We start from the raw sequence: 16,207 nt of genomic DNA on the forward strand, positions 1-16,207 counted from the left end.
ATCGCTATAGACTTTGATTTATTATTATTTAACCACCACAAAGGATTTTGTAATGATATTTTCTTTATTTTTCAAACGTAAAGTATAAATGCCATCTAAGAATAAAGATATATCTATTTCTATACTTTGAGTCGCTTCGTTTACAGAAATTGCCTTTACTTTCTGTCCTAATACATTATAGATTTCTATTCTTGTACTTTTTTCTAATACTAGATTACTTTCTAGGGTAATAAGGCTACTTGTTGGATTAGGATATAAGATTAAATTCCATACTTCCATTTCATTCTCAACAATACTATTATCTTTGTTAGTATTGCTATTTTCTTCTCCATTGGATCTTCCACCGCTACTAACACAATCAAAATTCAGTAAATTCACATCCTCTACCATAGATAGCATTCCTCTTGCTTGATGAACGGCTGCACCACCTTCTTGAGGACAATGATCTGCTATTTGTCGCAAAGCCACAAGCTCACTAGCATTAAATTCTAAGATTCCTTTTGCTAGTGTATTTAAGTAAATATCATTCACTTCTTTCTCTAAGACTTCATGCAAAACTGTCGTATTAAAAGAGTTATTATTGGTACAAATAGGGGTTAATACTATTTGTTGTTGTGTCTCTATATTATCTAGGAAAACTTGTTGTTGCTGCATGACTCTACCTAAATTATTGGCTACCCCATTTCTATTAGTCGCTATTGTGCTATTAAAATTAATACCCAACAGAGAATCTAAATGATGTAAAGAATCTAAATAAGTTAAGCAAATATTCTTACAGCTGTCCAACAAAATGGAATCCAATGCACTCATCATAAATGTTTGTTTACATTGTGTTGCCACATTATCAAAATGACCAATACAGGTATTCTGATGACTAGCTACAAAATTTTGAATCTGTGGATTTTGGCTATTAATTGCTAAACTAGGATTATTCACTAACTTTCTAAATAAAGCTCTTTTAGCATTATACTTGGTCACTAAAGGAATATTTCCTAAACCATTACTTGCTAAAGCATTATCTAGCCCTGTAATTCGAGGAGTAATACTACTGTTATTTCTATTATTCGTTGTATTAAATCGGGCAGAAGAACGAGAATTCCCACAGTAATTAAAGGGTTCCACACAATCAAAGTTTGGAAAATTAGAGTTATCAGTAAACCATCCAGTTAATCCATTATAGTTATGAGGTCTAAAATCAAGACTAGGGGTTGAATTAATGAAAAATTGCGATTGGTTTTGGATAAGTGCTATACCTTGGTGTACAGCATCCAAATTAGTGCTGTGTGTCCAAGTATTTCCATAATACCCTTGATTATCAAACTGGTTTCCAATAATAGAACCACCATCCATTAGCAATCCAATATCATGTCGATCAAAGCCATTGCCTCTAAAAGTAACCGTATTATTAAAGCCTTCAAAAAAGACTCCAGTATAAGTGTTTGTAACGGTATTACATTGATAAGTACTAACGCCACCTAGCGCACCACCAGCAGCCACAATACCATAAGTATTGGTTGCGCCTAAGGTTTGCCCATCCCCACTAATCGTATTACATTCAATCTGTAATCGGCTATTCATGCTTGATATTCCTGCTCGTTCTGGGCTATTGCCCTCCATCGTAATCCGATTACCTTGAATAAGCCCCGAAAATTTAGGATCATTGCTGTTTTCATGGTTAAGAACAGCAATACCGTTTTCTGCTTGATTTGCCTTTAAGTTATTGTTCGAAATCACTAAAGACGAAGCATCTCCCGTTGGGTTATCATTTATCAAGATGCAAGCCCCCTCCCCTGGTACTGTATTCATCTCAATCGTATTGTTATCAATCCAAATATCACTCGGAATACGAGGATCAAAGGCAGCAACTCCCAAACGTTCCATATCGGAGAACGTATTGTTTTGAACGTGTACAATTGTATTAAACAGTCGCATAGAACGAACCCCCATGTCTTCTATATTGGTCATTTGATTGCGATAAATACGCATTCCAGAGCTGATCCCTGAAATGCCAATAAAACAATTTTCAAAAGAGCAATCCTCTATCTTAGTTTCCTTAAAATCGATTAATAAAGGCGATTGCACATGCACCCCACAGCCTTGATAAGCTAAATTAGTTGGATAAAGTGCCGTTTGGGTCATTGTATTAAAATTACAAGAATTTGTTGAGAAATTAGAATTAAACAAGACAATTCCCGCCACCATTCTTTGGAAAGTATTGGATAAGGCAGCAGGCGATAGGTTGAGGTTCAAGGCAGGAATATCCCAGCCATAAATCCCAGCCAAGCCAACCCCATTTGGGGTAATCGTCGATACAGTTCCACTAATATCTAGTGTTGGTGTTCCTGGTACGCCTACGTAAGTGGGTAAAATACTTGGCGCAGAAAATACATTGTCTCTAAATTTTCCAAGAATTAAGTTGTTGTAATTCGCATTGGGAGCGATGTAAATACCAATGAAATTATTTAAAAAGTTCGATTCTGTAATGTCTTGCAAAATTGCCCCATCTTCTGCTTGAATGGCATATTGAGCATCTCGGAATGTCGTGGCATACACCGCAATTGTTCCGTTGTTTTGGACTAAAATACGTTGCCACAAACAGTTGGCACAAGCCGCTCGAACAGTAGCATTGTTGAGGTTCAAAGTTGCTCCTGTAGAGACAATAATTTGAGCTCCAGGACTCATGTTTAATACAGAACTATTGGTAAAGCTGTACGTCAACCCTACATCCAATATCCATACACCAGCAACATTAATAACTTGTGGCGTACTTTGAGCCAGAGCATTACTTAGCAATTGGCCTGTATTGATCAAATCACTAAAATAAACAGTATCAGGCAAAGGTGTACAACTTGTGGCAAAGGTATCTTTTATCCAGATGCTTGCTAGAGCACTTACAATAGAACTAGGATTGCCTAATTCAAAGGCATTGGCTTGATTGACCATAGTAGTATTATTTCCACAACTGTCTGTTATTAAAACGCGCACTTTGAAAGGAAGGGTGTCGCTTGTTCCTGCTGCTAAATTTAGGGTATCTATCAGAACATTCGTGACATTACCATAGGTATAACTTCCCAAATAAGTTGGCAACAAACCATCAGGCAAGGTATCTGTGACCACTATGTCTCTCGCACTTTGGCAATGATTGGTCACCACAATACTATAACAAATGGTATCATAAGGCACAATGGTATCTTTATCCACCAACTTCAACACAGAAAGGGGGGCTGCCAAAGGTTCTATATTGGTACAAGCAACAAAAGTACAATTGTTTGCGTCTGTTATGGTTACACAATAATTGCCAGCTATCAAACCATTTACATCTTCTGTAGTGGCTCCATTAGACCACAAATAGCTGTAAGGCAAGGTTCCTCCTGTGGGGGTATTGTCAATCGCTCCACTATTAGGGGCAATACAATCTACATTGGTGCTGTCTAAGGTTGCACTTAGTATGGTTGGCTCAGTTACATTTGCTGTAGTGCTTACAGTACAACCATTGTCATCTGTTAGGGTTAAAGTATAGCCTCCTGCTATTAAACCTGTAGCATTTGCCCCTGTTTGGGCATTTGACCATAAGTAAGTGTATGGAGCTGTTATACCTGTAATACTGGTAGTAATCTGTCCATCAGCAGCACCATTGCAAGAAACATTGGTGGTATTGGTGGTGACAATTGGTAGGGGTGGTACTGTTAGGGTAATTGAATCTATATAAGTGCAATTGTTGACATCTGTAATGGTTACTATATAGGTGCCTGTGCTTAGGTTGGTAATAACATTAGTGCTGGCACTATTTGACCATAGATAGGTGTAGGGTGCTGTTCCTCCTGTTGTATTGGCAGTTATTTCCCCATCACTCTGTCCTACACAACTGATTGGATTGGTATTGGTTAAGGTGGTAGTTAATACATTGGGCTCACTCACACTTATGGTGGTGCTTACTGTACAACTATTGGCATCACTGACTGTTACTGTATAGTTACCTGTGGCTAAATTAGTAGCATTGTTTCCTGTTTGAGTGTTTGACCAGAGATAGGTGTAAGGACTTGTTCCACCATTGGTAGATAGATGTATGCTAGCATCACTTAACCCTGCACAGCTTACATGAATAACTGTATCAACAATTACTACTACTGCTGTTGGCTCTCCTAAAGTAACACTTGCTATACTTGTATCTGAACAAGCTCCAATTACAGTTACTTGATAATTCCCTGCTCCTAAACCTGTAGTGGTGGCCAAGGTATCTCCATTAGACCACAAATAAGTATATGGACTCAAACCATTACTGGCAATCACAGTTGCTGCGCCATCTGCTGCTCCAAAACAGGATATGTCTGCTCCATTGTAATTAGAACTGATTGTTGCTGTACTGCTAATGGGTGATAATGGTGTATAATTAAAGGTATCACTTGTAAAGTCACATTGTGGGGTAGTTACTGTGGCATAATAAGAACCACTTGTTGGGGGACTGTAGTTATGGGTGGTTTCTCCTGTAATTGCTAGTCCTGTGGTGGCATCATACCATTGGATGGTGTCGCTTAGGGTATTAGTAGGGAGGGTTAGAGTTCCTGTACAAGTATCTAGTGTGATTGTTCCATCTGCTGGGGAAACATAGATATCTACAGTATAAAAAGAAGTTCCATAAAATTGACAATTTTTGCGTCTAGCAGTATGACTTACTTCATAATATTGATAGGTAGTATCATAACTAAACGTACCTGTAATAGACAGGCTATCTCCGAATGGAATAATGTTAAGTGTAGTATAAATAGTAGATGTTCCTCCTGTAGTAATCACTTGACTAACACCATTAATTACCCATCTATGCTCAATGGTAGAATCAACACCACTAGCATTAAAAGTAAGCACTGCTTCTTCACAGACATCTATTGTATCAGCTCCATTTATAGAGGCATCTGGCAAAAAATGTAGGATGAGTCTATTTTGGCAGCTGTTTGTATCACCATAAGTATAATATAGTGTCCCTAAACCTTCCGCATATCTTGCATTCAAAATGTTATTTATGGTATCAAAGTATGGTGGTGTCAATGTAATAAATTGATGTGGCACAGGATTTGACCAAATACCTGTTGTATCATTAATTCCTAAATTACTTAAGACAAGATTTAAATCTAATTGATGGTGATTAGGTGGTGGGTTTGAATTGGTAGAATAAGCTGGGTCACTAGAAAGACAATTAATTCGGTGCTGTGTTACAATCCCTCCTGAAGCAAGAGCACGACTAACAGTATATTTTACTTTATGAACAGTACAGGCACCTGCTTCTTCAGCAATAAGTGTATATTCAGCTGGAAGAATTGTTGCAAAGGTAATTGGTTCCAGTATATTAGGATTACTTAAACCAGTAGCTGGACTCCATTGATAGGTAAAGGTACTTGAGTTGCTTATGTTTGGATTCCTGTTTACTAGAACGACTGAATCTAAGGCACATTTGTTAAGAAACCCTAAGCTATTAATTGTATCTGGTGGAATAGTCACTAAATAATTAGCTTCTGCAACCTCACAACCTGTTGCATTATCTGTAACAATCAAAGTATATAATTGAGTTGTGGGAGTTGTTGTTGTTGGAACAAGAACTGTATCACTACTTAAATAAACAGAAGGACTCCACTGGTAACTAAAATCACCTATTTCTGAAAAGTTCCCTGTAAGCATTACTGTATCTGCAGAACACTTATTAAATTGAAACGTATTTAAGGTATAACCTGGTGTTAAACAACCTAATTGATAACAAGTTGCCACTAAAGAATCACAATTAATAGTGTCAATGCCAACAGAAGCAGTTAATTGAGTAGAATCTGCATGATTAATGTATCCAAAAGAGAAATTAGAAAGACTTGAGGAGTAGGAATCTCCAGCCATACAAGTGGTAATTAATTCATCATCTATTTTATTAAAAACTAAGCCTATATCATTAAAATTATTGTTAACTATTAGATTGGGCGCATATTCTCCAATAAACATATAACCTCCATTCGCCGAAGGAACAACAGATTGTGGTGTTTTTATATAGCTAGAAACATTATAAACACCACCCCAATCTCCTTGTGTTTTGGTGTCAGAGTAAGTACGAATAGTTATGTTGGAAGGATTAAAATTAGTGGCAGTCACTGCTGGAATTGGAATTTTTGCTGCTGCTAATTCATTGGTACTTAAATTTCTTCCACCAAGTATGAGATTTGTCCCATCTATAATCAAATCTACAGGATATAAATCCTGTATTAAGACTTCATTACCAAAATCTCCCGTATTGGGGTCTATTTCAATAATTAGAGAGCCGTGTAAAAGACTATTAAATGACACAAAAAATAGTCGCCCATTATCGTAAGCTACAGCAACAGGCTTACTTGAACCTATTCCACTAGGAAACTCCACATTTTTTCGCCATTCTTCTGTCGTAACTCCTCCACTTATAGTTAAACAACTAATAAAAGTTCCTGAACCTGTGTTAGTTCCTTGCGTTCGATTGGAATGCCCACTGATAACGATAGCTGCTTCTAGTCCATTTCCAAAATCACCAACAATCTCAGTCACATTTTCTGCGATATCATAATCGTCTGTAGTAGTGAATTTTCCAGATTCAAAGTAATGTTCCCACTGAATTCCTGTGGTAGGATTGATACCAAGTATAAACCCTCTTTTATCGGTATTAATGGTGTCTCCTTCTCCAACAAAACCAACAATCGCTAAATCATTGTTGAAGCTATTCGATAGTTGAATCAGTTCCAAACCAACCGCATTGGGTTGCAAAACGCCATTCTTATTCATTTGGTAGGTTTCTTGAAACAATAGATTCCCAGCACGATCTACAATGACCAAAAGAAGCTCACTTGTATTGCCTCGTTTTACACGTCCCACCAAAGCAATTCGATCGGTTCCGAGATAATTTACATTTGAAACAACGTCAAAAAGTTCTACATCTGCATTAGGAACTCGAATAGCTCTACGCCATAATGGGCTTCCAAAAACATTGGTTCGCATCACTACTCCTTCACTATTTTGGTGGAGTATATATCCTGTTCCTGTTACAATATGCCCTATTGTTGTATCGTTTGGAATAGCACCAAGATTATCAATCGTGGCACCATTAATTTGCCAATCGGTTGAATCAAAACTAAGTGTTACCCTATTTCTTTGATCATTGGGCGAACAATCTAATACCTCTATGGACATACTATCAACATCTGTGGTAATCACAGTATTTCCTCCGACCAAAGTGGTATCACGTATTGTTAGGCTAACATCCCATATTCCTGGCTCACAAATAGAAAGAGTTGTTTCTGGAAAATCAGGACTTGATCCAAATAAAGGCGATGCACTAATACAAAATCCATTCATACTAGGTGCTGGATTTCCATTATTTTTATTCGGGTCCCAACTTATTTGCCATTCCCAGTGATCTAAAAGTACTTCAACACCTTTTAGTTCAATAGACCCTCCTGCACAAACAGACTCTGAAGATGCTACAAAAGCAGCACTAATATTGGTCTTGTCTACACAGCCTCCCAATTCTTGTACTCCTGTAGCAATCAGATTATATTCTGAATGCACATAAGGCCTCCCATTATCTAATATGTAGTGCATTCGATCTATTTGCCCTCCTGTAAAAACACTCAAGCAAAGTTCATTATGATAATCCAAGTGGTTCTGTCCTCTAAAATAAGGGGGATTGGGTGGGCAACTTGTGCCATAAGAATAGGGAGTTGAACAGTTCCCTATACTACTATCCGATGTCGGATTAAATTGTTCGTAAGTATCACAAATTCCATCTGATTCAAAAACATGTTCCAAGCCTAACCAATGCCCTACTTCATGTATCAAAGATTTTCCCATTGGTGCCACTGCCCCTCCTGTAAATACATCGTAATCAATTCCAATTCCATCAAAAATTCCATAATTGGGTCCTACACTAGAAACACCTAGAACCGAAATACCTGGATAAATGATGGTGTCAACAATGTATATATTGAGATACTCTTTTGCATCAAAAGGTAGTTTTCTCATTACTTCATTTCTGTATGTTGGATTGGTGAAATCAAATTCATCAAGTGTATCTAAGGTATAGGTTATTCCAGGAACACTTGATCCATACTGAAACCACGAAGCAGAAATCCCTGTTGTAGTAAGTAAGTTCTGTGCCAAACAAAAGCTAATCCCTGTAGAATCTTTTGAAAAATATTTATTAAGCGTATCTAATTGAGCCTGTATGCGGCTCGCTGGGAAAGCATTTAAAGTTGCTTGATTATCTGCTATTACATGAAAGATAACAGGGATATGATACTCTGGGCTGTTGGGATTACTATTGTTATTAGCATGCAAAGAAGCTCGATAGAGCAAACTTTGAGTTCTAAAATAATTAGGGTCATTCGATTGCCTCCAAGTAGTATACTCATCTGCACCACAAGGATATTTAGGGCGTTTTACATCTAACAAAACAGTGCGAGCACTCAATCCATTTGCAGAAGTTGTCGCCAATTGAATCACATTCATTCCTAAAGCAAAAGCATATTGAAGCGAATCAACAGATACAGTAGTATCTCCATTGATGTTCCAATAAAGAGTTGTAGAGTTGGTACTAGTCTTGTTTAACGCCACTAAATCCGCCTCTTTGGGATTGTTGTCACTCAAGCTAAAATTAGCCAAGCCATTGGGGTAACAAGTACTGGAAACACAACTTGTTGTCGTCCATGTGGGGTCATTGCCATCCACATAAAAACTATTTCCCAAACGAGCATAATGCGCCACACTGCTCAAGTTATTGGCAAACTGTCCTGTATTTTCTTCAAAATTCCAATAAGCAACTAAACTACTATTCGTCATTGCTGTAGAATCCAAACAACTCGTTTCGTAGGACTCAATGTTGATTCCACTACGAGCAGCATTCCAAATCCGAACTTCATCCAATGCTCCTTTGAAGTAATTTGTATCGCCAATGGTTTTTCCCATGAATATAGCACAGTTGGTACAGGTTGCATTCACAGTTCCCGCTATAGACTGGGTTCCTAACAAAATATGATTGACATAAAATAACAAATTGCCATTGTCTCGAACAATAGCTAAATGCGTACATCCTGAAAAAGTATGATTCATTGAATAGAGGATACTTTCAATTTGTAGGTGGATGCCTCCACTCGTAATCGACCAACAAATTCCTTGGGTTGAGTTGGTGTTTTGTTGACTCAAGATTGTCAAAGTATCTGATAAACTGAAATCTAAATTAGAGACCATTGCTTCCATAGCAAAATTTCCAGTCCCTAAATCTAATTGATGGTAATAATTGCTTTCTGTATAATCATCAACACCATCAAAATTAAGTGCGGTTTGAGCATAGGTAGATAAATGACATAAGCATGCCATTAAGAGGGTAAGAATAACTTTCATTATAATTTTAAGGCTTAGTTGTATAAAAATTGGTTTAGATTCTACAAATATATGTATACAATGCATCAATTGCAACCTCGTTATCTTTTTTATTTGTATTTTTTTTTAAAAAATAATTTTTATCTTTATCTTATCAAGCTCTAACATTTTAACTATTTTAGGAGCAGCTACCTAATTCTCATCATCAAAGACCGATTACTCATTTCTTTTCTTTTTTCTAAGGTGTTATTCCTCCTCTCGTACAAAATTCGCTACCTTTGCTTTGTTAAATACGACCTAACACCCAAACACAACATAAGCGATTGATTTACAAATCAAGAATAAACTCACAGCACTGTACAAGCATGAAAAATTCACGTTTTCTTTCCTTAAAATCTGTCCTAACATTAAGTTCTTTTCTATTTATTTTAATGATAGCTTTCTCCTCCTGCGATACGACCAGAAATACGGCTCGAACTAAGACCAACCCTGGGCGTTTGGATCCTGTCATTGGCAAAAATACCAATCCTAAAGATACGAGCAAAACAGGTAGTTACAATGCTGTTACTCATGTTGATCAAGATAACAATACAACTACAGTAGATACCATCACTTGGTGTGATACCATTCAAAAAAGCCCTGTACAACGTATGGTTATTTGTTTCAAAAAAGTAGGCAATCAAGCTATTCAGTCGGACACCGTTGCCGTTATCAATATCAACAACGATGCACTTTTCCCTGAATATACGGTTGATACGACCATTCAACAAAAATTAGCGTATCAAGTGGCTATTATGATGCCTTTCATGAGTAAGAATTTTGTTCCTGCCAATCGAAAAGAAATTCCAATTCGCTCCATTAAAGCCATTGAATTTTATGAAGGAGTATTGATTGCACTCGATAGCTTAAAAGCAGAAGGCGTCAACTTGTTTGTCAACGTATATGATACCCAAAGAGATACTACTGTCATTCAAAATCTTCTGAAAAAAAGAGAATTGCAGGAAGCGGATTTAATTATTGGTCCTATCTTATCGAACAATTTAAAGATTGTTGCAGAATTTGCAAAAACGAATAAAAAGCCATTAATCTCTCCGCTCAATCCTCGTAGTGACCTGACGCTTAACAACCCTTATTATATTCAAGTAAACCCCTCTTTTGAAGTACATAGCCGTCTCATCATTGAACAATTGCACAAAATAGAACGCAACAAGCGTATTATCAGAGATCCTATGCAAAAAAACTTGATGATTTTGGCGCTAGGCAAAGATTCTGCTAGAGTTGCAAATCTTCAGCAAAGTTATATTAACTTTAAAAATGATACTAGTGCTCATATCAGTACCTTGATACCTGAAAGTACAACAATGGATGTCGATCAAATTAAACCTTTTCTAAAAAAAGATCAACTAAATATCATTGTCATGCCTACGATAGATGAAGGGTTCATTTATAACTCGTTGCGTGAAATCCAAAAACTAGTTGACAAAGTAGAACCAAGACGAGGCTATCAAATTGTTATCATTGGAATGGATAGATGGCGCTATTTTAATCGTATTAATTTTGAGTATTACGAGTCACTAAATTTACATTTTACTAGTGAATATTTCACTCCTCCCAATAAGGAAACTGTTCGCAATTTTAAAACCAATTACAAGTCTGTCTATGGCATTGGTTCTAGAGAGTTTGGATTTAAAGGGTTTGATATTATGCTTTACTTTGGTCGTATGATGCATAAATATGGGGTTAATTTCCAAGCACATTTGTGGAAAGAGAATAACATCTACAATCACACTAAATTCCAAATTGAACCTACTTATGAGTTTTTAGTTCCTTTAGATGGCAGCCCTGAAGAAACACGGGTTCCTATTATTAGAAGTTATGAAAATCAATATTTAAATTTCTTAAAATTTAAGAATTATCAACTCAATCAAGTCATCGAATAGTTTTGATACTAATGATCGTATTTCATGAGGTCACATGTTTAGTTTGCTCAAATTAAAATTGCGACCTCATGCTAAAAATATTCTTGTATTGTAGTCCCTTGATGTTTCACTAAAAAAGCACATTCATATTCGTTTATCTTTTAAGTGCTTTGGTTTTAGCTAACCGTGCTGCTACTTCGTGGTTTCAACCTATTGAATATAAAAAACACTTCTAACCATGCTCGCTCGCTTATTATCTTTAGTTGCTTTTCTAATTACTCTTTCTGCTTGCTCTCCTACACCTTCTGTAGAACAAAAAATGGCAATAACATCTACAGATACGACCAATACTGTTGTAAATCAAAATATCTTTAAGGATGATTTTGGTAGTAAAAAAAAGCTATATCAAGAAGTTTTTGCTCCTATTTTGGACTCTACGTTTTATAAAACGCCTCAATTGTTTCTTCAACAATTGAGTACGACTTATGGACAAGCATATAGCAAAGAAACGAGCGTTCTTACATTTGAAAGACAACAAATTTTAGGTTTAAAAGACTCTATTTGGTTTATCAATTGTTTAGGCCCTACGACAAATAATTGTACCTATCCAATGCAACAAACCCAATATTTGTTTGACCTTAAAGGGCATTTGTTACATCAAAGTCAAGCAGCTGTAGCTTCATTCATTCCTGCCGTTTTAGATTCTATGCCGATTTTCATGACTATTACGCACGATTGTGAAGGAAATGGGCAACATCACTTTTATATTTATCAACAAGGAAAATTAATTGATATTTTTAACGTATTAATAGAGAATACCCCCAAATCATATGATACCAATCCAGAAGGTGGAGGGGTTTTTAGAAAAGATTACTTAGAAACGTTTATAGAAGATGTCAATCAAGATGGATTTAATGATATTGTTCTTCGAGGTAAGTGGCTCGTTCTTGATAATGGTAAAGGACGTCAATACCCTGTTAGTCGACCATTTAAAGCTGAACGAGTAGAATATCAATTTTTATACCACCCAACTAAAGAGGTATTTTTATTAACGGAGTAAACTATTTTTACAGATAATTAATGATCTATCCTATTATAAAGCAGAGCAAAGATTTAACTCTTGATGAGCTAAAAGAGCTTAATGCTATTTGTCGTGCAATCAACAGTTGCTTTGCAGAAAATCATGTAGAAGAAAACCACATCAAAAAAACAAATCCTATCTTTTATCTTTTCAAAGTAAATGAGAAAATTGTTGCCTTCCATGCTTTTTCTGTATTCCTAGAAAGAACCCCTTTTTCAAAGAAAAAAATTCCTATTATTTATATTAATTTGTCTTTTAAAAGACAAGGCTTTGATGCTTACATTAAAAATTACGCAAAATGGAGCAATGCGCATTTTTTAAAACAGCAGATAGGGCGCTTTTGGTTTTTGCGAAAATTCATTCTAATATTCTTAACCAACAATCCTAAATTGGCAGAAAGATCATCAGAAGTGTTTTACCAGTCCTACCCATCTTATCACCAAGAAACACCAAATGAAATCTTGCATTTTTGTTCTACATTTGTTACTAAAAACCTAAAACTAAACGATACTAGTATCAATCATAATTTAGTCCTCAAAAAAGCGCACCCTTACAAAATGGACATTAGTTCTAAATGGGAAACACTTTACAAATCACATGATACCAAGCAGAATGAATTTTTCTTGCAAGAACAAATTATTAACTCAGAAGATACCAAGGCTTTTTTGACTGGAAACTTAATGTTGTTTTTAGGAGAGAATAGCTGTATAAATTTGATAAAAAACATTCTGTTGCTTAAACTACGAAAAGCCAAAAATCCTTATCAGATAAAAAAAGGTTCTTCGCAATAATTCCGTTATATGCATATTCTCTAATCTCTTTTTCGCCTTCTATATATCCAAAAACTGCTTAGAAGTAAAAATATCAATGCTCCTCCTCCCCACCTATACCAATTGGTAGAACGTGCCAATTGAATAGGGCTATTGTTGCCTAATTGAATAAAAGGAGACCAAAAAGCAGGATGAGCAGTTATACCAGGATTATTTTTTAAGTAATCTAACTTGGCTCGTTGAAGGGCTTTATCTTTTGGCAATCCTTTCACTAAATAATCGTAAAAAGAGGTCATTACTTGAGCTGTTGAATAATCGTTCACTTGCCACAAGGAGACAACCATAGAAGGCACGCCTGCATACATAAATGAACGCGCTAAGGAACGGATACCATCTCCTCGTTCGTACTTTCCATACCCTGTTTCACAAGCTGAAAGCACAACCAAATCAGTCTGTAATTGAAGATGTGCAATTTCGTGCGCTTGCAACAAATTATCCTCCAAACTATCGCCATTTTCGGTAAATACTAAAGAAGATAAAATTGGAATTTGAGGGTGCACAACCCCGTGCATTGCCAAATGAATGATACCATATTGATTGGCATTGGCTTTAAAAAAAGCTTCGTTACAAGCGGCTCCAAATTTAAAGTCTCCAGCAAACTTTTTAGCCAAAACTTCTACCTCATCTTTTGCTTTGGGCAATGGACTCAAATCTTCTCGTAGTGCCAAAGTACTTGCTGTTCGCCATTTTGATAAATTAGAATCTATTTTTGTTGTTTCTAAGGGACTGTAAGATGCCGCACAAGCTAGTAATTGATGGTTGTTATTTTGTTTTTTGACTTTTAGGTTCTCTTTCCACAAGGTTGCCGAATAATGATAACTTATGGTATACATTTTTAATAAATACGGCATTTTTTCATAAGACATTTTCTTTTGGTTGATATCCTCTGTCAAAAAGGTTTCAAATGGAATGTGCCCTAAAACTGCATCTGCGACAACAATCAACTGCTTCACATTTGTACCTTTTAAAGCTGGTTCTAATAGATTTGCATAACACCAATACCCTTTCTGAGTATACAATTGATATGCCTTTTGACTTTTATTTGCAAGCATCGCATAATTACTCAAGGCCAAACGCAATCGTTTTACTTCGTTATACAAACGCATTTTAGTAACTTCTAATTTTAACAATTTAGCAGAAGTAGCCGTTATAGCAAATAAATAGATCGAGGTATCTGACACAAAATACTCCAACAGCATCGTTTCAGGGACCAACAATCTTTGTATTTCATCTACTTGAGCAGTAACATCTTCATACTTAAGTTGATAATAACGAGGATAACGTTTTTTTAATGCTCGCAAAAAGAAGCTAATTTCTTGATTTAGGTCGTTCTCTTCGCTAATAACTGCTGCTTTCTTTTCAGCGTCCAAAGTTTGGTATTTTTGTTTCTTTAACGCATCTTTTCTTTTGGAGAGCTGCACCTCTCTTTGTGCCAAAGAATCAGGAATATCCCCCAATACTTTGGCACGATGCCCTTGTATTGCTTCTCTTAACAACACCGATTTATTTTGCTCTGCAAATTCAAATGCTCGTCCCCAATAGTTTGTGCCTAATGCATACGCAGCATCTATTCCATATCGTGCAAACTCTGTGTTGCCAGATAGTATATAGAGTTTATTTTCCTCACTTGTAAAGTCGTTCTTAACCTTAGTGTGTATATCAATAGCCGCTTTGCTAATTTGGTACTGTTTTGTAGCAGAAGATGCTTGTTCAGCAATTCTCAAAAGCGTTTGTAAACTCTCTTCTATTTTAGATAGATTTCGATATGTCAGTTTAGACAAAGCACTAAAATCAATTTGATCTATTGGTTGACAACCTAAATTTAAATTAGAAGGGTCGTTGAATACATTAGGGAAGTAAACTTCAAATGAATCGGCTATGGCTGCAATGCTTGCTAAATTATAAGCCAACGCCCTATTATTTTCGCCCTTATTATAATGCAACAACGCTATATTATTCAAAGTTAACGCATAAAATGGATGTTGTTTCTTTAAGCTTATTTCAATAATTTCTAAAGATTGAGTATAAAGTGCCTCTGCTTGTTGATAACGTTGCGTTTGACTGTATAAAAAAGCCAGATCATTTAAAGCACTTGCATATCTAGGATGCTTGTCTCCATAAATTTCCTGAATAATTTGCAATGCTTCTTCGTAAAATTTTGCTGCTTTATTATACCGCTTGGTTTCATTATAAAGGTTGGCTAAGTTTTTCAAGGTAACGGCATAATCAGGGTGTTGCGTTCCTATCGTTGCTTCTTTAATTTTTTTAGACTTTAAATAACAGATTTCCGCTTTGTGGTATGCCTTCATCGAATTATACAATAGCGCTAGGTTGTTGATGACAGAAGCGGATTGAGGGTGCTGCTCTCCCAAATTTTTCAAATTAATTGCTTCTGCTTCCAAGTACAACCCTTCTGCTTTGCTATACTGACTCATTTTCCAGTACAAGAGTCCCAAGTTATTCAAAAAAATAGCATACTCAGAGTCTTGTTTCCCTTTCGTATTTCTCTTAACATCAATAGCCTGTAAGTAAAGCACTTCTGCTTCCTTATAGTTCCCCAGAGAACGATGAAAGTCTGCTAAATTATGCGTAGCATTGGCATAAGCATCATGATTTTCTCCAAATAGCTTTTTAACCAAAAAAATATGCTCTGCAAAATAAGTAGCAGCTTTATCCTGCTCTCCTAACAAAAAATAAAAAGTTCCTAGATTTCCAATATAACCAGCATAAATAGAATCTATGTTCGCTCGTTCTATAGGGCTTTTTGTTATCGCTCGCTCTCTTAATGCTTTGTTTTTTCCTTGCAATAAATAAGGAATAGTCCCTTGGTAATTGCCTTGATAATAATTTAACAACATCAAACTATCCAACTCATTATAAGACAATTTAGATAAATCATTAGATGTCTGCGCAACAAGATTGAAGAAGTATAAAAAACACAAAAAAAAGAAAAAGTACTTCATAGGTTCGTTATGATTATTAAGAAAGTTCGAACATTAAAA

5 protein-coding genes are annotated in these 16,207 nt (G+C 36.0%); 3 read left to right on the forward strand and 2 right to left on the reverse strand.

The genetic code is table 11. From position 1 onward, the window contains the following. Positions 1 to 24 precede the first annotated feature (24 nt). A complete protein-coding gene (locus QP953_RS23185; protein WP_309553104.1) occupies positions 25 to 9,396 on the reverse strand; it encodes a T9SS type A sorting domain-containing protein in 9,372 nt (3,123 codons plus the stop codon). A 344-nt stretch (positions 9,397 to 9,740) separates the two neighbouring features. Between QP953_RS23185 and QP953_RS23190 the strand changes: the two genes are divergently transcribed. From QP953_RS23190 to QP953_RS23200, 3 genes are all read left to right on the forward strand, one after another. Further along, entirely contained in the window at positions 9,741 to 11,315 is a 1,575-nt protein-coding gene (locus QP953_RS23190) for a hypothetical protein (protein WP_309553105.1), read from the forward strand. A gap of 217 nt (positions 11,316 to 11,532) precedes the next feature. Further along, the gene (locus tag QP953_RS23195; RefSeq protein ID WP_309553106.1) at positions 11,533 to 12,354 is read left to right on the forward strand and encodes a hypothetical protein; all 822 of its coding nucleotides are present in this window, start codon (positions 11,533 to 11,535) and stop codon (positions 12,352 to 12,354) included. 20 nt (positions 12,355 to 12,374) lie between these two features. Then, the gene (locus tag QP953_RS23200; RefSeq protein ID WP_052595190.1) at positions 12,375 to 13,166 is read left to right on the forward strand and encodes a hypothetical protein; all 792 of its coding nucleotides are present in this window, start codon (positions 12,375 to 12,377) and stop codon (positions 13,164 to 13,166) included. A 20-nt stretch (positions 13,167 to 13,186) separates the two neighbouring features. On the opposite strand, the gene QP953_RS23205 is transcribed toward QP953_RS23200, so the two are convergent. After that, on the reverse strand, positions 13,187 to 16,168 hold the full coding sequence (locus QP953_RS23205; protein WP_309553107.1) for a CHAT domain-containing tetratricopeptide repeat protein: 2,982 nt from the start codon (positions 16,166 to 16,168) through the stop codon (positions 13,187 to 13,189). Between the last annotated feature and the right edge of the window lie 39 nt (positions 16,169 to 16,207).

Origin of the sequence: Aureispira sp. CCB-E, assembly GCF_031326345.1 — a bacterium.
Classification (GTDB): Bacteria; Bacteroidota; Bacteroidia; order Chitinophagales; family Saprospiraceae; genus Aureispira.

Bases quoted from the DNA above. Each gene is read 5' to 3' on its own strand.
- QP953_RS23205 (WP_309553107.1), bottom strand. From the start codon at position 16,168: ATGAAGTACTTTTTCTTTTTTTTGTGTTTTTTATACTTCTTCAATCTT.
- QP953_RS23200 (WP_052595190.1), top strand. From the start codon at position 12,375: ATGATCTATCCTATTATAAAGCAGAGCAAAGATTTAACTCTTGATGAG.
- QP953_RS23190 (WP_309553105.1), top strand. From the start codon at position 9,741: ATGAAAAATTCACGTTTTCTTTCCTTAAAATCTGTCCTAACATTAAGT.
- QP953_RS23195 (WP_309553106.1), top strand. From the start codon at position 11,533: ATGCTCGCTCGCTTATTATCTTTAGTTGCTTTTCTAATTACTCTTTCT.
- QP953_RS23185 (WP_309553104.1), bottom strand. From the start codon at position 9,396: ATGAAAGTTATTCTTACCCTCTTAATGGCATGCTTATGTCATTTATCT.